We start from the raw sequence: 16423 nt of genomic DNA, 5'->3' as shown, positions 1-16423 counted from the left end.
TAGGCGGTCTTCGAGGATCCCTACATCCTGATCGTCAACAGCAAGATCTCGAACATCAAGGATCTGCTCCCGATCGTCGACAAGGTGATCCAGAGCGGCAAGCAGCTGCTCATCATCGCCGAGGACGTTGACGGCGAAGCCCTCGCGACCCTCGTCGTGAACAAGATCCGCGGCATCTTCAAGTCCGTCGCCGTCAAGGCCCCGGGCTTCGGCGACCGTCGCAAGGCGCAGCTGCAGGACATCGCCATCCTCACCGGTGGCCAGGTCATCTCCGAGGAGGTCGGACTCAAGCTCGAGAACGCCACCCTCGACCTGCTCGGCCGTGCCCGCAAGGTCGTCATCACCAAGGACGAGACCACGATCGTCGAGGGAGCCGGTGACCCCGACGCCATCGCCGGTCGCGTCAAGCAGATCCGCGCCGAGATCGACAACACCGACTCCGACTACGACCGTGAGAAGCTCCAGGAGCGCCTCGCGAAGCTCGCCGGTGGCGTCGCCGTCATCAAGGCCGGAGCCGCGACCGAGGTCGAGCTCAAGGAGCGCAAGCACCGCATCGAGGACGCCGTTCGCAACGCGAAGGCGGCCGTCGAAGAGGGTATCGTCGCCGGTGGTGGCGTCGCTCTCATCCAGGCCGGTGCCGTCGCCTTCGCAAGCGAGGCCCTCACGGGTCTCGTCGGCGATGAGGCAACCGGGGCGAACATCGTCAAGGTCGCCGTCGACGCGCCGCTCAAGCAGATCGCGCTCAACGCGGGGCTTGAGGCCGGAGTCGTGGCCGAGAAGGTGCGCAACCTGCCGAACGGTCACGGCCTCAACGCCGCGACCGGTGAGTACGTCGACATGCTCGCCGCCGGAATCAACGACCCGGTGAAGGTCACCCGTTCCGCGCTGCTCAACGCAGCGTCGATCGCCGGCTTGTTCCTCACCACCGAGGTCGTCGTCGCCGACAAGCCGGAGAAGGCCGCCGCACCCATGGGCGACCCGTCGGGCGGAATGGACTTCTAAGTCCATAGCAGCTGACAAGCGGGCGGTTCCTCTCAGGAGGGGCCGCCCGCTTTCTGTTGCGTCGGCTTCCTGTCGGTCAGCGACCGAACAGCCGGGCGTTGGAGGTCTCGATCTCCGCGTACTGCTGCCCCGCCTGCCCGAGCGCATGGCTGAGCGCAGCGAGGCTCTCCTCGATGCGCTGCTGCGTGGACTTCCACTCGGTCACGGCCGACTGGAACGCCATCGCCGCCTGCCCGGACCACGACCCCTGCAGGTTGGTGAGTTGGCCGTGCAGGCCGTTCACCTCGGCCTGGATGCGGGCGATGCTGTTGCGAACGGTCGCTGTCGCGCCGATCACTGCCTCGCTGTCTACCTGGTAGCGCAAGTGGCGCCTCCTCATCTCGATTGCCGGGCGTGCTCCCGGTCGATCGAACGGTACGGCGTCGGGGCGCGCGGCGGGCGCGACTACGAGGCTGCGGGGGCAGCCGGGGCGGTGAAGCCGTCGGGGAGGAGGGGAAGGATGATGCGGAACGTCGCGCCGCCGCCCGGAGTCTCGAGCACGAGCACCTGGCCCTTGTGCGAGGCGATGATGCCGGAAACGATCGCGAGCCCCAGGCCGCTGCCGCCGGTCTCGCGGGTGCGTGACGTGTCCGCCCGCCAGAACCGCTGGAAGATCTTGTCGCGGATCTGCGGCGGGATGCCCTCGCCGTGGTCGACGACGTCGAGGATGCCCACCCGTTGTTGCGGGTCGACGTGCACCACGATCTCGAGCGGGCTGCCGGCCGGCGTGAAGCGCATGGCGTTGCCGATGAGGTTGGTCACCACCTGGCGGATCTTGTTCTCCTCGGCGAGCACCACCGCCGGGGCGGAGCGCACCGTCGCCTGGTGCACCTCGGAGGGCGTGGCGGCGCGCTGGGTACCGGCCCGGCCCGGGCGTCGGCGAAGTCGTGCGAGCTGGGCCCCGGCGAAGGCGATGGGGCCGGTCGCGGCGGGCCCGGTCGCCCCGATGGGATCTGTCGCGCCGATGGGCCCTGTCGCGCCGACCGGCTGGCCCTCCTGCTCCTCCTTGCGCTCCACCTCGGCGGGCGGGGCGTCGGAGACGATCACGGTCACCTCGCGGTCGGGCGCGGAGGCCATGGCGTCGAGGGCCGCGTCGTGCGCGATCGGCACGAGGTCGACCGGCCCGAGCTTGAGCGGCTTGGCCTCGTCGATTCTGGCCAGCTCGAGAAGGTCCTCGACGAGACCGCCCATGCGGATCGCCTCCTTCTCGATGCGCTCCATCGCCTGGGCGACATCCTCCGGCTTCTGCAGGGCGCCCATGCGGTACAGCTCGGCGTAGCCTCGCACGGAGACGAGCGGCGTGCGAAGTTCGTGGCTGGCGTCGCCGACGAAGCGGCGCATCTGGTCGATCGTGCGGGCGCGGTCGGCGAAGGCACGGTCGATGCGGCTGAGCATGGTGTTGAGCGAACGGTTGAGCCGGCCGACCTCGGTGTTGGGCGTGGCGCCCGGGAGTCGCTGGCTGAAGTCGCCGTCGGCGATCGCGGCGGCCGTCGCCTCGACCTCGTGCAGGGGGGCGAAGGTGGACGTGACGAGCAGGCGGGTGAGCGCGGCGCTGAGCACGATCACCGAGATCGCGAAGCCGAGGAAGATGGCGAGGAACCGACCGATGATGTCGTTGTTGTTGTCGAGGCTCTGGCCCACGATCAGGGTGAGAAACGCCCCGGTCTTGGGCACGTTCACCGGAATCGCCACGAGCCGCCACTGGCTCGTGTGATCGGAATCCCAGACCGTGAACGGGGCGCCCGCCATGCGCACCACCCTGCTGAGCGACAGGTCGCCCACGTTCGGCTTGTCCTCGGAGGTCTTCTTGTTGCTGCAGATGAATTCGCCGTCGGGTCCGAGCACGGCGAAGAAGTAGTTGTTGGGGCCGGCCGTCTGCTCGCACGTGGATGAACCGGTTCCGGAGATCGACGTCACGCTCTGGGCGGAGATGACGATGCGTTTATCCACGTCGTCGAGCAGGTAGTTGCGCAGCACCGTCATCGTGCCCACGCCGGCGACGAGCAGACCGAGGGTCACGAGCAGCACGGTCACACCCGTGATCTTGGTGCGGAGGGAGACGGAACTCCACCAGCCGGCGACTTGATCCTGCATCAGAAGGCTAGGTTACGGCCAGAAACTGGCCGCGCCCTGTACCCCGTCAGATTCTGGCTGCCTTGAGCATGTATCCGAACCCTCGCTTGGTCTGGATTACCGGCTCCTCCGAATACTGGTCGAGCTTGCGTCGCAGGTAGGAGATGTAGCTCTCCACGATGCCGGCGTCGCCGTTGAAGTCGTACTCCCAGACGTGGTCGAGAATCTGCGCCTTGGAGAGCACGCGGTTGGGATTGAGCATGAGGTAGCGCAGGAGCTTGAACTCGGTGGGGCTCAGTTCGATCTGCTCGTTGCCGATCGTGACCTCGTGCGTGTCCTGGTCCATGGTGAGCTCACCCGCGCGGATCACGGCATCCTCTTCGTCGGCCATCGTGCGCCGCAGGATCGCCTTGATGCGCGCGACGATCTCGTCGAGACTGAAGGGCTTGGTGACGTAGTCGTCGCCGCCCACGGTGAGGCCGGTGATCTTGTCCTCGGTGTCGTCCTTTGCCGTGAGGAACAGGATGGGGGAGGTGTAGCCGCTCGATCGGAGCCGCTTCGTCACCCCGAAACCATTCATGTCCGGCAGCATGACGTCGAGGATGATCAGGTCGGGCTCCTCCTCCAGCACGGCGGAGATGGCTTGCGCGCCATTGCCGACCGCGCGCACCGCGAAGCCGGCGAATCGCAGGCTCGTGGTGAGAAGGTCGCGGATGTTGGGTTCGTCATCGACAATGAGAATTTTCGGGCCGTCGCTCATGGCACCAGTATCTGCGCATTGGCTGGGTGAATCCTGAGTGTTTTAGCGGGGTTTCCCACTAGCGTTCCACCCGGCCGCGGGCGGCGATGTGCACACAGCACCGGCCGTCGGCGGGGGAGAAGCGGATGTCGTGGTCGACGTCGCCCACGCCCTCCGCGACGCCCTGGAGGAGTCCCGGGTTCGCCTGGCAAATCACCTCGGTGTGGCTCGCGGCCAGTTGATGGAACGGGCAGTTGGTCAGCATCATTCCGCCGGCCCCATCATCGGTCGGCTCGTAGCCGGCGTCGTCGAGCGCTATCGGCTGCGCCGGAATCCGTGGCGCTCGGAGACTTCGGGCTCCTGCTCGCCGCCTCTCGCCCTGAATCGGTTGGCCGTCGCCCGCGCCGCGGCGGCGCATCCGGCATAGGGTCGAACTGAACCGAATCGAGAGGCGGACATGACCACTCAAGAGAGCTTCATCGTCGTTGGCGGCGGGCTGGCCGGTGCGTCGGCCGCCGAGGCCCTGCGCGCGGGGGGATTCGAGGGGCGCATCCGGCTGTTCGCCGGCGAACGGCACCACCCGTACATCCGCCCGCCGCTCTCCAAGGACTACCTCAGCGGCAAGGACCCGATCGACACCGTCTTCGTGCATCCCCACGCCTGGTACGACGAGAACGGCGTGGAGGTCACCACGGGCAGCGTCGTCGCCTCCCTCGACCCCGCCGGCCGCAGCGTAACGCTCGCCGACGGCGAACGGGTCGACTACGACGCCCTGCTTCTCGCGACCGGGTCGACGCCTCGACGGCTGGCGATACCCGGTGCCGACCTCGACGGGGTGCACTACCTGCGCACGATCGACGACTCGGAGGCCCTGCGCGCCGAGCTGAAGGAAGGCGGCAGGCGGCTCGTGCTGATCGGCTCCGGCTGGATCGGCATGGAGGTGGCCGCGACCGCCCGCACGCTCGGAAACGACGTGACGATCCTGGAACGCGACGCGATCCCGCTCACGACCGCGGTCGGCGACGAGCTGGGCACGATGTTCGCCGAGCTGCACCTCGAGCACGGCGTCGTTCTGCGCCGGTCCGTGGTGGTGGACTCGATCGACGGAACGGATGGCCGAATCACCGGCGTCGTGCTCGCCGGGGGCGAGACCATCGCGGCCGACCTCGTTCTCGTCGGGATCGGGGCGGTGCCGAACGTGGAACTGGCGAGGGCCGCGGGCCTCGAAACCGACAACGGGGTGCTTGCGGATGCCGCGCTCCGCACGAGCGACGAGCGCATCTTCGCCGCGGGAGACGTGGCCAACGCGTTCCACCCGGTGATCGGCCAGCGGCTGCGCAGCGAGCACTGGGCGAACGCGCTCGGCAGCGGGGCCGCCGCGGGGCGGTCGATGCTCGGCCAGACCGTGTCATTCGACGACATCCCGTACTTCTACACCGACCAGTTCGACCTCGGCATGGAGTACTCCGGCTACGGGCCGCTCACGAAGGGAGCCACGGTCGTCTACCGCGGCGATCGAGCCAAGCGGGAGTTCATCGCCTTCTGGCTCGCCGGCGGCAGGGTCGTGGCCGGCATGAACGTGAACGTGTGGGACGTGAACGAGGCCGTGCAGGGGATCATCCGCCGCGCGAACACGGTCGATCCGGCGAGGCTCGCCGACGAGTCGATCGCGCTCGAGAGCCTCTGACGTGCGGCGAACACTCGGCTCGCGTTCGTTCGACTTCGGCCGGGAGGTCGCGGTCATGGGGATCGTCAACCGCACCCCGGACTCGTTCTACGACCGGGGCGCGACCTTCGCCCTCGACCGCGCCGTGGAGGCGGCTCTCACCGCGGCATCCGATGGCGCGGACCTCGTGGACATCGGCGGCGTGCCGTTCGGTCGGGGACCGGTTGTGACACTGGAGGAGGAGATCGAGCGGGTCGTTCCCGTCGTCGCCGCCATCCGCTCGGCCTCCGACGTGGTGATCTCGGTCGACACCTTCAACGCCGAGGTGGCCAGGCTCAGCATCCAGGCGGGCGCCGGCGTGATCAACGACACGAGCGGGCTGTACGACCCACGGATGGCCGGAGTGATCGCCGAGAGTTCGGCGACGCTCGTGCTCACCCACAGCCTCGCCCCGCCGCGCAGCGAGCCGCCGCGCCCCGAGTATGGCGACGTCACCGCCGAGGTGATCGAGTTCCTTCGCGATCGGGTCGAACGCGCCGTCGAATCCGGCGTTCCCCTCGAGAGGCTCATCATCGACCCGGGCCACGACCTCAACAAGAACACCCTGCACTCCCTCGAGCTCACCCGGCGGCTCGAGGAGATCGTGGCGATCGGCCTGCCGACCCTCGTGGCCGTGTCGAACAAGGACTTCATCGGCGAGACGCTGGACCGGGAAAAGGACTGGCGGCTCGAGGGCTCGATCGCCGCTGCCGTGATCTGCATCATGAAGGGCGCGAGGATCGTGCGCATGCACAATGTGCCGGCAACGGTGGCCGCCGTGCGGATGACCGAGGCCGTGCTCGGGCTGCGGGAGCCGGCCTACCTGCGCCATAACATGGGCTGACCATGACTCGAATCGACAGGCTGCTGCCCCTACCCGCCGCCGAGGTGGGCGACGACGACCTCCTCGAGGCCTTCGGGGCCACCCCGGCGCGCTGGCTGCGCGTCAACTTCGTCTCGAGCGTCGATGGCGCCGCCACGGCGGGCGGCCTCTCCGGCGGCCTGTCGGGAGCGGCAGACAAGAGGGTGTTCGAGCTGCTGCGGCGACTGAGCGACGTGGTGCTCGTGGGGGCGGGAACCGTGCGCGCCGAGGGCTACGGGCCGATGCTGGTGAGCGCCGAGTCCGCCGCCTGGCGCACGGAACGGGGGCGGCCGGCGCATCCGGTGTTCGCCATCGTCTCCGGCGCCCTCGCCCTCGACCCCGGCTCGCCGATCTTCACGGAGGCGCCCGTGCGCCCGATCGTGGTGACGACCGAGCGCTCCACCGCCGAGCAGCGCGCCCGCTTCGAACCGGTCGCCGACGTGGTGGTGGCCGGCGAGCGAACGGTGGATGCCGTGGCGATGGTCTCCGCGCTGGCCGACCGTGGACTGGGAAGGGTGCTGAACGAGGGCGGGCCGTCGCTGTTCGGGGCGCTGCTCGCGGCCGACCGGGTGGACGAGCTGTGCCTCACCGTGAGCCCGCTGCTCGTGGCCGGCGACTCCGGCCGCATCGCGCGAGGGCCGCTCGACGCCGCTCGCGACCTCAGCCTCGCGCAGGTGCTCCACTCGGAGGGCGCGCTGCTGCTGCGCTACCTCCGCGCGCGCTGACGCCCGGTCCTCTCCGAACCCGTCCCCTCCGAACCCGTCCCCTCCGAAAACGCAGGAGATTTCGCGGTCAACCGGCCGGAATTGGCCGTGGCGCGCGTATCGGGAACGGATCTCCTGCGTTTTCGGAGGAGAAGCCGGCGCGCGGGACGGCGCTGACGCGTCAGGCGGCGAGGTTGTCGCTGTCCAGGATCGTGTAGCTGTAGCCCTGTTCGGCGAGAAAACGCTGCCGGTTCTGGGCGAAGTCCTGGTCGACGGTGTCGCGTGCGACGAGGGTGTAGAAGTTGGCCGGCAGGCCGGACTCCTTCGGGCGCAGCAGCCGGCCGAGGCGCTGGGCCTCCTCCTGCCGCGAACCGAACGACCCGGAGACCTGGATGGCGACCGTGGCCTCCGGCAGGTCCACCGAGAAGTTGGCGACCTTCGACACCACGAGAATCTTCGTGACGCCGTCGCGGAACTCCTGGTAGAGCCGCTCGCGTTCCTCGATCGGGGTCGAGCCGGTGAGTTTGGGCGCGCCCAGTGCCTCGGCGAGCATGTCGATCTGGTCGAGGTACTGGCCGATCACGAGGATGCGCTCGCCCTCGTGCTTCTTCACCAGCTCCTTCACCACGGAGAGCTTTGCCGGGGCGGTCGCCGCGAGCCGGTAACGCTCGTCGTCCGCGGATGCCGCGTACTCGAGCCTCTCCTGCTGCGGCAGGTCGATCCGCACCTCGAAGCAGGATGCGGGGGAGATGAAGCCCTGGGCCTCGATCTCCTTCCACGGGGCATCGAACCGCTTGGGCCCGATGAGGCTGAAGACGTCGCCCTCGCGGCCATCCTCGCGCACGAGCGTGGCGGTGAGGCCCAGCCGACGGCGGGCCTGCAGCTCGGCGGTGAGCTTGAACACGGGCGCGGGAAGCAGGTGCACCTCGTCGTAGATCACGAGACCCCAGTCGAGGGCGTTCAGTAGCGCGAGGTGGGCGTATTCGCCCTTCCGCTTGGCGGTGAGGATCTGGTACGTGGCGATCGTCACCGGCTTCACCTCCTTGACCTGGCCGGAGTATTCGCCGATCTCGTCCTCGGTGAGGCTCGTGCGCCGCAGCAGCTCGCTGCGCCACTGCCGGGCGGAGACGGTGTTGGTGACGAGGATGAGGGTGGTGGTCTTCACCGTGGCCATCGCCCCGGCGCCCACGAGGGTCTTGCCCGCCCCGCAGGGGAGGACGACCACGCCGGAACCTCCGTCGACGAAACTCGCCACGGCCTGGTTCTGGTATTCGCGCAGCGACCACTCCCTCTCGTCGAGGGCGATCTCGTGCGGGGTGCCCGGTGTGTAGCCGGCGAGGTCCTCGGCCGGCCAGCCGAGCTTAACGAGCTCCTGCTTCACCTGCCCGCGCGCCCAGGTCTGGATCTCGTAGCGGTCGATCGCCGGTCCGCGTCCCTTCTGGTCGTCCGGCAGGAACAGCAGAGGCGCGATTCGCTTGGCCCGCACGATCTCGCTCAGCACCGCGGCATCCGTCGACCGCAGGATGAGGGTGCCGGCGTCGTCTCGCTCGATCACGAGCCGGCCGTAGCGGCCGACGGTCTCGCCGATGTCGACGATCACGCTCTGCGGTATGTCGAACTTGGAGTACTTCTCGAGCGTCGCGAGCATGTTCGCGGCGGTGTGGCCGGCCGCGCGGGCGTTCCACAGGCCGAGCCGCGTGATGCGGTAGGTGTGGATGTGCTCGGGCGCGCGTTCGAGTTCGGCGAACACCGCGAGGTCGTGCCTGGCGTCCTCGGCGTCGGGGTGCGCGACCTCCAGGAGAACGGTTCGGTCGCTCTGCACTATCAGGGGACCCGCTGCCGTATTCACCCGACAAGCCTAGGTCACGGTGCTGGCAACGCCGACGGCTCGGGCCACCGCCCGACCGGATAGTCTCCGCCCCGCTCTCTTCCGGGTTGCCTGCGTGCCTTCCGCCCCCCTGTGTGCACAACTCAGGCTGTTCTAGCGGCCGGGGCATCCGGCGCTCGGATTCGCGGGGCGCGACCTGGCCGGCGCCGATATCAGCCTGAGTTATGCGCAGCCAGCGGCCCGGCCCGCTCGGGTTGCGCGCGGCTGGCAGTGCTGCTGGCCGCACGACGCCGCACCGGGTATAGCACCGGGGATGACTGCCGAGATCGTCCAGCGCTTGTGCACAACTCAGGCTATTTGGCGGGCCGAGCGGCGGCGCCCCCCGCATTACCGGCGCCTCAACCTCGTCGCTGCGCAAACAGCCTGAGATATGAGCAGGGAGCAGGGAGCAGGGAGCAGGGAGCAGGGAGCAGGGGAGCCAGGGAGCAGGGGAGCCAGGGAGCCAGGGAGCCAGGGAGCCAGGGAGCAGGGGGTGGCGGAATGGCGTGACGACGCCAGGGAAAGCGCGAGGTCGCCGAACTCAGAGCGCGGGGCCGAGCCCGGCGATGCTCGCGAGCGGCAGGGTGCGCTCGATTGCGGACTTCTTGTCCCGCCCGCGCAGCCGCCCGCCGGCCACGCTCGTCGGCTCAAGCTGGTAGTCGATCACCGAGCCGTTGGGCATGCTCACGCTCACCGTCAGTGCGGCCCGTGCCTTGATCGCCACGTCGAGCTGGCGGATGAGCCAGGCCTGGCTGGCCCCGCCCTCCTCCGGCTCGCCGACGAGCCGAAGGCGTTCGATCAGCGTCTCGACGGGGTTGACCGCGCCGGTGGCCGTAGACCGTGCGGTGCGCTGCCGTCGGAGGGCGATGATCTCCCCGGCCGCATCCTCGGCCGCGATCGGGTAGCGCGCGTCGCTGAGCGACCAGAACACGACGTCGCGCGAGAACCGGCTCTCCAGGCGCCCGGCGCCGAGGCGCGCAAGACCGAGCGCCGACAGGTTCTGATCGACCATGATCGTGCCGAGCAGGTGCTCGTCGTCGGACCGCAGATAGCTCCTCGCCTCGGTGCCGGGCTCATCGACCACGCCCACCCGCACCTGTCCGTAGCGGGTCGCGGCCTCGCCGACGAGGTAGTCGAGCGGCTGCGGGATGCCGGTGAGCGAGATGCTGCGCAGGAAGTCCAGGATCGACTCGGCCGTGTCGCCCGAGGCCATCGCCCGGTTGACGCTCGAGGTGGACACGCGATAGCTGGAGGCGAGGGCGCGGCTCTCGGCGTCCGCGATCGACCGCAGCCGGGCATCCACCCGGGGAGTGAGCGGCCCGGGCGCCACGACCGAGAGGTCGTGCTGCAGGTACACCTGCTCCACCTCCGCGGGAAGCAGGGCCGCCATGGCGGCCGCCGCGTCGTCCAGGCCGTCGCCGAGCAGCAGGAAACCAGGCCCGGTGGGGGCCTGGTTCGCCGTGATGCCGAGCAGCTCGGCGTCGCGCGTGTATACCGTGATGCGTTCGTCCATCCAGTCGCCGCCCGCCGGGTACAGCCAGTCGACGTAGCCTCTCAGCCCCCGGCCCCACACGGCGTGGGTGCGCTCGCCGAGGAGGGTGCGGATGTCGCCGGGCAGGTGGCCGAACCAGGCGCCGGCGAGCGCGGCCCAGCGGGAACCCGAGGATTCGAGCAGCCAGGACGCCCCGGCCTCGGTGATCATCCAGGATCCGGTCTCGCGGGCCACTAGTTCGGCCCGGTCGGCCACGGCGAGGAGGTTCGCGACCGACTCGAGATCCACGGACATCGCGTTGGCGAGCCGCTTGCTGTCCGGCAGTGCCACTCCGCCCTTGGCGAGCTCGCGGGCCGGATCGCGTTCGATCTCGACGAGGAGTTCGGTGATCGCGGTCGTGGCGGCGAAGGCGCGTTCGGCGCCCAGCCGGTCGATGAATCTCCGGTCGACGTCTGGTACAGGTTCGAGCGCGGCGGGCGGGGTCGCGAGGGCGAGGTCGGCGAGGCCGGGAAGGCCGAAGGCCGGCCACGATCGCAGCTGCTCGCGTACGCCGTCGTAGGCGGCGAGCCGCAGCGGGTCTTCCTCGAGCAGCAGCATGGCGCGTGCCTTGTCCGAGCGTTCGCCGATCACCTCGAGGGTGGGGGCGCTGCCCGCGATCGAGGCCAGTCGGGCCTCGACCTGAGCGTGGCCGGGAGCGTCTCCGGTCTCGTCGGTGAGCTGGCCGGCGGCCGCGAGCACCGCGAGGGTCTGCCGGTCAAGCCTGGTCAGGGTCTGCTGGATCGACGCCCGGTCGAGAAACGCCTCGGCGAGGTCGAAGAAATCCTTGATCCCGGATGCTCCGACGCCTCGTTCGTTCATCGCCCGCGCGAGTTCCGCATCCGACATGGCGCGGAGCCGTGAGGCGAGCGACAGGGTGTTGCTCATAGGCCCTCAATGTGAGTCGATGTCCGGCGGCGTCGCCGGTCGGTTGGGCTACTTCTTGGACTTGGGTCGTGGCTTGGGCTTGGCTGACCGTTCGGCCTCGAGCTGGGCCCTGGCCTCCGCACTGCGCCGACGGGCGCTGATCACGGTGAGTGCCACGATGAGCAGGATTCCCAGCGGAAGTCCGACGAGCGGCAAGACCCCGAAGATCGGCCAGATGGATTTGGCTCCAGCCGCGGCGGCGATGAGCACCCCGATGAGGTCGATGATGGCGACGGCGATCACGGCCACGATCATGTACGCGAGCACGCGTTCGTTACGATGAATGGTCACTGGGGTTTCTTTTGCCACAGTGACAAGGATAAGGCCCCCCGACTGCCCGTAGGCTTACAGCTAGGTCCAAGCGAAAGAGGTATTGCCATGCCAACCGGCAAGGTCAAGTTTTACGACGACGAGAAGGGCTTCGGCTTCATCAGTTCCGATGACGGCCAGGAAGTCTTCCTGCACGCGTCCGCCCTCCCAGCGGGAACCACGGTCAAGGCCGGAACCAAGCTCGAGTTCGGCATCGCCGACGGCAAGCGGGGCGCCCAGGCGCTCTCGGTTCGGATATTGGAGGCTCCGCCGAGCCTCGTCAAGCTGAGCCGCAAGCCAGCCGACGACATGGCGGTCATCATCGAAGACCTCGTCAAGCTCCTCGACGGCGTCGGCACGAACCTCAAGCGAGGTCGTTACCCCGACAACAAGCACGGCAAGACGATTGCCGCGATGTTGCGCAAGGTCGCGGACGAGCTGGATGCCTGAGTCGAGTGTGATGCCTGAGTCGAGCACGGGGTCGACCTCGGCGACGCCGGCCGACTTCGAACTGGGCCGCACGGCCCTGCTCGAGATCACGTCGGCCGCCTCGGTCGGGGCGCCGGCCGGGTCAATCGACCTGGGCGACGGCGTGGTCACCGTCTACTTCGAGACCATGCTGGCCGGTTACCCCGGCTGGCGCTGGACGGTGAGCATCGCCCACGTCGACGGCGAGGCGAGCGCGCTCGAGACCGAGCTCACGCCGGGGGATGACGCGCTGCTGTCGCCCGCCTGGATTCCGTGGGTGGACCGCCTCGCCGACCTTCAGGCGGCCGAGGACGGGACCGAGGCTGACGAGTCGGACGACGACGACGACGATGACGACGATGACGACGATCAAGACGACGATGACGACGATGACGACGACGACGACGACGAAGATGATGACGACGACGACCTCGGCAGCGATGTGCTGCACGGCGGGGACCTCGACGGCGTCGACATCGACGAGGCGGTCGACCCCGAGCTGGGCAACTCGCTCGACGATCACATCGACGACGACGACGAGCTCGAGTTAGGTGTGGCGCCAGTTCGTGTAGAGGATGCCGACGAGTCCGAGGGCGAGTCCGACGGCGCAGGTCCACAGCCAGAGGCCGTTGCCGGCGGCGAGGAGTGGCCGGAGTACGGCCAGGAGCACGACAAGAGCTACTAGCCACAGGCTCACGCCCACGAGCATCGCCTTGCGGTCGTCGGTCTTCGCGGGCGACGGATCCGGCCGGCGCTCGGAGTCCTTCAGCCAGAGCCGCACGGGCTAGAGGCCTTCCACGACGAACTCGATGCACGCGATCAGCTTGCGCACGTCATCCGGGTCGATCGCGGTGAAGGTGGCCACGCGCAGCTGGTTGCGTCCGAGCTTGCGGTAGGGCTCGGTGTCGACGATCCCGTTGGCGCGCAGCGTCTTGGCGACGGCCGCGGCATCGATCGACGGATCGAAGTCGATCGTCACGACCACCTGCGAGCGGTGCTCCGGGTTCTGCACGAACGGGGCGGCGTACTCGGTGGCGGTCGCCCAGTCGTAGAGGGCGGATGACGATTCGGCCGTGCGCGCGCTCGCCCACTTCAGCCCGCCGTTGCCATTGATCCACTCGATCTGGTTCTCGAGCAGCAGCAGCGTGGACAGCGCCGGGGTGTTGAGAGTCTGCTTGAGGCGCGAGTTGTCCACGGCGTTCTTCAGGCTGAGGAACTCGGGGATCCAGCGGTCGCTCGCCGCGATGCGCTCGACGCGCTCGAGCGCGGCGGGGGAGAAGAGGCCGAGCCAGAGGCCGCCGTCCGAGGCGAAGTTCTTCTGGGGTGCAAAGTAGTAGACGTCGGCCTGCGCCGCGTCGAAGTCGATGCCGCCGGCCGCGCTCGTGGCGTCGATCACGGTGAGCGCTCCGGCGTCCCCGGCAACGCGGGTGACCGGGGCCATGACTCCGGTGGACGTCTCGTTGTGCGGCCACGCGTAAACGTCGATGCCCGACGCGACCTCGACCTCGCTGCGCGACCCGGCCGGGGCGTCGATCACGCGAGGCGCTTTCAGGAACGGGGCGGATGCCGCCTGCGCGAACTTGGCGCCGAATTCGCCGAAGGTGAGGTTCTCACTGCGCTTCTCGATGAGCGAAAACGCGGCGGCATCCCAGAAGGCGGTGGAGCCGCCGTTGCCGAGCACGACCTCGTAGCCGTCGGGGATGCTGAACAGGTCGGCGAGGCCGGCCTGCACCCGGCCGACGAGGTTCTTCACGGGCGCCTGGCGATGCGAGGTGCCGATGATGGCCGCCCCGGCACCGGTCAGGTAGGCGAGCTGTTCCGGCCGAACCTTGGACGGGCCGCAGCCGAAGCGTCCATCGATGGGCAGGAGGTCGGTGGGGATCGTCAATTCCGGCATGTCGCCAAGTCTATTGCCGGTCCTTCGCCGCCCGTGGCGCAGGAATTCTGCCGAGCGGGCGCAGGTTAGGCTTACCTGAGATGCACGCACGAGCTGGAGGCGACGATGGTCGATCTCATTGACACCACAGAGATGTATCTGCGCACCATCTACGAGCTCGAAGAAGAGAACATTTTTCCTCTGCGCGCGCGCATCAGCGAGCGACTCGGGCACTCCGGCCCCACCGTCTCGCAGACGGTTGGACGCATGGAACGCGACGGCCTCGTCGTCGTGGAGGGCGATCGCCACCTCGCGCTCACGCCGGAAGGCCGCAGCAAGGCCGTGCACGTGATGCGCAAGCACCGCCTGGCCGAGCGGCTCCTCGCCGACGTGATCGGCCTGGACTGGACCCTCGTTCACGAGGAGGCCTGCCGCTGGGAGCACGTGATGAGCGAATCGGTGGAGCGACGCATCATCGAGCTGCTCGAGCACCCCACCCACTCCCCGTACGGCAACCCCATCCCGGGCCTCGACGAGCTGGGTGACCAGCCGGTGGGCCAGTTCTCCGATGGCGTGGTGAATATCGTCAACTACGTGCTCGGAGCGGTCGGACCGGTGAGGGGCGTCATCCGTCGCCTGGGCGAGCCGGTGCAGTACGAGGTGGAACTGCTGGAGCAGTTGCGTGCGGCCGGCGTGATGCCCGGAGCGAAGGCGAGTTTCTCGGCCGTGGGCTCCTACGTGCTCGTCGAAGTCGAGGGTCACGAAGACGGTCTCGAGCTGCCGAATGAGGTCGCGATTCATGTCTACGTGGGCATCTGATTTCCCCACGCGGTGAACGTAAGGTGACAAATAGGTAACGGTCCCGTAGCCTAGGCAGGTCCACACCACCCGAAACGCGGTAATTGGACCCGGAACTGCAACGTCTCATCACCACCCTGCAGCCTCCGAGAATGCACTCGATGAGCGAAAGGGATGGGGCGACTGCCTAGAGTCGTCGGGACGCAGGAGTCGAACTCTTGACCGAACTAGAACCACGCGGAACATCGCAAGAATTACCCGCCAAGCTCGAAACCCCGGCCAGGCAGAAGAGTCTTTCGCGCCTTCGCCATCGCGGCGGCCCGCTCAAGCTCGTGATCATCGCCGTCTCGACCGGCCTCATCGCCACTCTCGCCATTCCGGCATACGCCTCCAACGAGAATGCGGATGCCGCGAAGACTGCCGCCGCCACCGAGCAGCTCAACTTCGTGCACGAGAACGCGCAGACCCTCTCCGTGACTCCCGCCGTGGCCATCGGCGCCGTCGAGCGCGACGCCTACACCGCCACCTCCGCCGCGAAGGTCGCGGCCGCGGCGGCAACCGTCAAGACGGTCGCCGCCGCGCGCGGCACGGCCATCAACCCGGGCCTGCCCTCGTTCAGCCTCGACGGCATCTTCGCCGACGGCATGAAGTACATCGGCGTGCCATACGTCTACGGAGGGTCGACGCCGGCCGGGTTCGACTGCTCCGGCTTCGTGCTCTTCCTCTACTCCCACGTGGGCATCAGCCTCGCCCACAACGCCCGGGTGCAGGGCCAGTCCGGCACCGTGATCTCCCGCGCGGACGCCCGCCCCGGTGACCTGGTGATCTTCGACGGCGGAGCCCACGACGGAATCTACGCCGGTAACAACATGGTGCTCGACGCGCCGAAGCCGGGCGGCGCGGTCAGCGTTCGGGAGATCTGGACCACCAACGTCTTCTTCGTTCGCATAGGGATCTAGCTTCCGCCGGTCTCGCTCCGCCGGTTTCTCGTCCGGATGCTCGGCCGATCAGCTCGGCGCGTGCCTGCCGGGAGGCTCTTGCTCCCCAGCCGCCTGCCCGTCGGCATCCCACCCTCTCGGTCAGCCGTCAGTACGTGCTGGCTGAGGGCCCGGGGCGAGCACCTGGTGACGGTTGAGTGACGGTGGAGGTGGGCCGTGGCGTGCTAACGGCTGGTTAACGGTTGTCGCTGCGGCGCGCCAAGGCTCAAATGCGCCAAAATTCTGGGTTACCCTTAGATTCTTGCAATTCTGAGAGTTGATATTTCGGGAGAGCCAATGTCAGGAACGAGAGCCATCCAATCCGTGGATGCGCGCGCGCTCTTTTTCATACGGCACTGCAGTCAGCGGCGCGTGGTCACCCTCGCGCCATCGAGTTAGGCACTGTCTTCGACAGTGCCTTTTTTGTTGGCCGCGTTCTCCCAACTCCCAGATCGTCAGGGTGCATCGAACTGCCTGGAAGCCGTCCAGGCGTTTTCGAAAGGATGAGAATGCGCACGCTGGTCCTCAACGCGGGCTTTGAGCCCCTCG

Annotated in this window: 15 protein-coding genes and 2 pseudogenes; 8 read left to right on the top strand and 9 right to left on the bottom strand. The window is 68.3% G+C overall.

Going from position 1 to position 16423, the window contains the following annotated elements; all coding sequences use genetic code 11:
- Window positions 1-1002: pseudogene (gene groEL, locus VIM54_RS01085) on the top strand (chaperonin GroEL); the annotation flags it as partial.
- Between the two features lie 76 nt (window positions 1003-1078).
- On the opposite strand, the gene VIM54_RS01080 reads toward groEL, so the two are convergent.
- The 4 genes from VIM54_RS01080 to VIM54_RS01065 all read right to left on the bottom strand — a co-directional run bounded on the left by VIM54_RS01080 (window position 1079) and on the right by VIM54_RS01065 (window position 4121).
- Entirely contained in the window at window positions 1079-1366 is a 288-nt protein-coding gene (locus VIM54_RS01080; RefSeq protein WP_331898415.1) for a WXG100 family type VII secretion target, read from the bottom strand.
- A gap of 80 nt (window positions 1367-1446) precedes the next feature.
- Window positions 1447-3135, bottom strand: a complete 1689-nt coding sequence (locus VIM54_RS01075; protein ID WP_331898413.1) for a HAMP domain-containing sensor histidine kinase — start codon at window positions 3133-3135, stop codon at window positions 1447-1449.
- A gap of 46 nt (window positions 3136-3181) precedes the next feature.
- The gene (locus tag VIM54_RS01070; protein ID WP_331898412.1) at window positions 3182-3874 is read right to left on the bottom strand and encodes a response regulator transcription factor; all 693 of its coding nucleotides are present in this window, start codon (window positions 3872-3874) and stop codon (window positions 3182-3184) included.
- Between the two features lie 58 nt (window positions 3875-3932).
- A complete protein-coding gene (locus VIM54_RS01065) occupies window positions 3933-4121 on the bottom strand; it encodes a hypothetical protein (RefSeq protein WP_331898410.1) in 189 nt (62 codons plus the stop codon).
- Between the two features lie 189 nt (window positions 4122-4310).
- Here VIM54_RS01065 and VIM54_RS01060 point away from each other — a divergent pair, with 189 nt between their 5' ends.
- From VIM54_RS01060 to VIM54_RS01050, 3 genes are read left to right on the top strand one after another with little or no spacing between them, the layout of a single operon-like run.
- Window positions 4311-5540: an NAD(P)/FAD-dependent oxidoreductase gene (locus VIM54_RS01060; protein ID WP_331898408.1), complete on the top strand. Its 1230-nt coding sequence runs from the start codon at window positions 4311-4313 to the stop codon at window positions 5538-5540.
- Between the two features lie 55 nt (window positions 5541-5595).
- Window positions 5596-6402 carry a dihydropteroate synthase gene (folP, locus tag VIM54_RS01055; protein ID WP_331898419.1) on the top strand — a complete coding sequence of 269 codons (807 nt, stop codon included), beginning with the start codon at window positions 5596-5598 and terminating at the stop codon, window positions 6400-6402.
- A 2-nt stretch (window positions 6403-6404) separates the two neighbouring features.
- On the top strand, window positions 6405-7145 hold the full coding sequence (locus tag VIM54_RS01050; protein WP_331898406.1) for a pyrimidine reductase family protein: 741 nt from the start codon (window positions 6405-6407) through the stop codon (window positions 7143-7145).
- 160 nt (window positions 7146-7305) lie between these two features.
- Here the strand turns inward: VIM54_RS01050 and VIM54_RS01045 are convergent, their stop codons facing one another.
- The 3 genes from VIM54_RS01045 to VIM54_RS01035 form a co-directional block, all read right to left on the bottom strand.
- The gene (locus tag VIM54_RS01045) at window positions 7306-8973 is read right to left on the bottom strand and encodes a DNA repair helicase XPB (RefSeq protein WP_331898405.1); all 1668 of its coding nucleotides are present in this window, start codon (window positions 8971-8973) and stop codon (window positions 7306-7308) included.
- 559 nt (window positions 8974-9532) lie between these two features.
- Entirely contained in the window at window positions 9533-11407 is a 1875-nt protein-coding gene (locus VIM54_RS01040) for a helicase-associated domain-containing protein (protein WP_331898404.1), read from the bottom strand.
- A gap of 48 nt (window positions 11408-11455) precedes the next feature.
- Entirely contained in the window at window positions 11456-11737 is a 282-nt protein-coding gene (locus tag VIM54_RS01035; protein WP_331898402.1) for a hypothetical protein, read from the bottom strand.
- A gap of 87 nt (window positions 11738-11824) precedes the next feature.
- Between VIM54_RS01035 and VIM54_RS01030 the strand changes: the two genes are divergently transcribed.
- Window positions 11825-12205 carry a cold shock domain-containing protein gene (locus VIM54_RS01030; RefSeq protein ID WP_331898400.1) on the top strand — a complete coding sequence of 127 codons (381 nt, stop codon included), beginning with the start codon at window positions 11825-11827 and terminating at the stop codon, window positions 12203-12205.
- Window positions 12198-12587: pseudogene (locus VIM54_RS01025) on the top strand (DUF3027 domain-containing protein); the annotation flags it as partial. The gene VIM54_RS01030 and the pseudogene VIM54_RS01025, both read left to right, overlap by 8 nt.
- A 183-nt stretch (window positions 12588-12770) precedes the next feature.
- Here VIM54_RS01025 and VIM54_RS01020 read toward each other — a convergent pair.
- Both VIM54_RS01020 and serC read right to left on the bottom strand, forming a co-directional pair.
- Window positions 12771-12932 (bottom strand): DUF2530 domain-containing protein, encoded by a 162-nt coding sequence (locus VIM54_RS01020; protein WP_331898417.1) that lies wholly within the window; start codon window positions 12930-12932, stop codon window positions 12771-12773.
- A gap of 75 nt (window positions 12933-13007) precedes the next feature.
- Window positions 13008-14120, bottom strand: a complete 1113-nt coding sequence (serC, locus tag VIM54_RS01015; protein WP_331898398.1) for a phosphoserine transaminase — start codon at window positions 14118-14120, stop codon at window positions 13008-13010.
- Between the two features lie 105 nt (window positions 14121-14225).
- Here serC and VIM54_RS01010 point away from each other — a divergent pair, with 105 nt between their 5' ends.
- Both VIM54_RS01010 and VIM54_RS01005 read left to right on the top strand, forming a co-directional pair.
- The gene (locus VIM54_RS01010; RefSeq protein WP_331898396.1) at window positions 14226-14918 is read left to right on the top strand and encodes a metal-dependent transcriptional regulator; all 693 of its coding nucleotides are present in this window, start codon (window positions 14226-14228) and stop codon (window positions 14916-14918) included.
- Window positions 14919-15115: 197 nt separating this feature from the next.
- The gene (locus VIM54_RS01005) at window positions 15116-15856 is read left to right on the top strand and encodes a C40 family peptidase (protein WP_331898395.1); all 741 of its coding nucleotides are present in this window, start codon (window positions 15116-15118) and stop codon (window positions 15854-15856) included.
- Window positions 15857-16423 lie beyond the last annotated feature (567 nt).

It is taken from the genome of Lacisediminihabitans sp. (genome assembly GCF_036569425.1).
In the GTDB taxonomy this organism is placed as follows: Bacteria; Actinomycetota; Actinomycetes; order Actinomycetales; family Microbacteriaceae; genus Lacisediminihabitans.
This window is presented reverse-complemented; position numbering and strand designations above follow the sequence as displayed.

Coding starts and splice junctions, on each gene's coding strand:
- VIM54_RS01075 (WP_331898413.1), bottom strand. CDS start 3,135: ATGCAGGATCAAGTCGCCGGCTGGTGGAGTTCCGTCTCCCTCCGCACC.
- VIM54_RS01070 (WP_331898412.1), bottom strand. CDS start 3,874: ATGAGCGACGGCCCGAAAATTCTCATTGTCGATGACGAACCCAACATC.
- VIM54_RS01065 (WP_331898410.1), bottom strand. CDS start 4,121: ATGATGCTGACCAACTGCCCGTTCCATCAACTGGCCGCGAGCCACACC.
- VIM54_RS01060 (WP_331898408.1), top strand. CDS start 4,311: ATGACCACTCAAGAGAGCTTCATCGTCGTTGGCGGCGGGCTGGCCGGT.
- folP (WP_331898419.1), top strand. CDS start 5,596: ATGGGGATCGTCAACCGCACCCCGGACTCGTTCTACGACCGGGGCGCG.
- VIM54_RS01050 (WP_331898406.1), top strand. CDS start 6,405: ATGACTCGAATCGACAGGCTGCTGCCCCTACCCGCCGCCGAGGTGGGC.
- VIM54_RS01040 (WP_331898404.1), bottom strand. CDS start 11,407: ATGAGCAACACCCTGTCGCTCGCCTCACGGCTCCGCGCCATGTCGGAT.
- VIM54_RS01030 (WP_331898400.1), top strand. CDS start 11,825: ATGCCAACCGGCAAGGTCAAGTTTTACGACGACGAGAAGGGCTTCGGC.
- VIM54_RS01020 (WP_331898417.1), bottom strand. CDS start 12,932: ATGCTCGTGGGCGTGAGCCTGTGGCTAGTAGCTCTTGTCGTGCTCCTG.
- serC (WP_331898398.1), bottom strand. CDS start 14,120: ATGCCGGAATTGACGATCCCCACCGACCTCCTGCCCATCGATGGACGC.
- VIM54_RS01010 (WP_331898396.1), top strand. CDS start 14,226: ATGGTCGATCTCATTGACACCACAGAGATGTATCTGCGCACCATCTAC.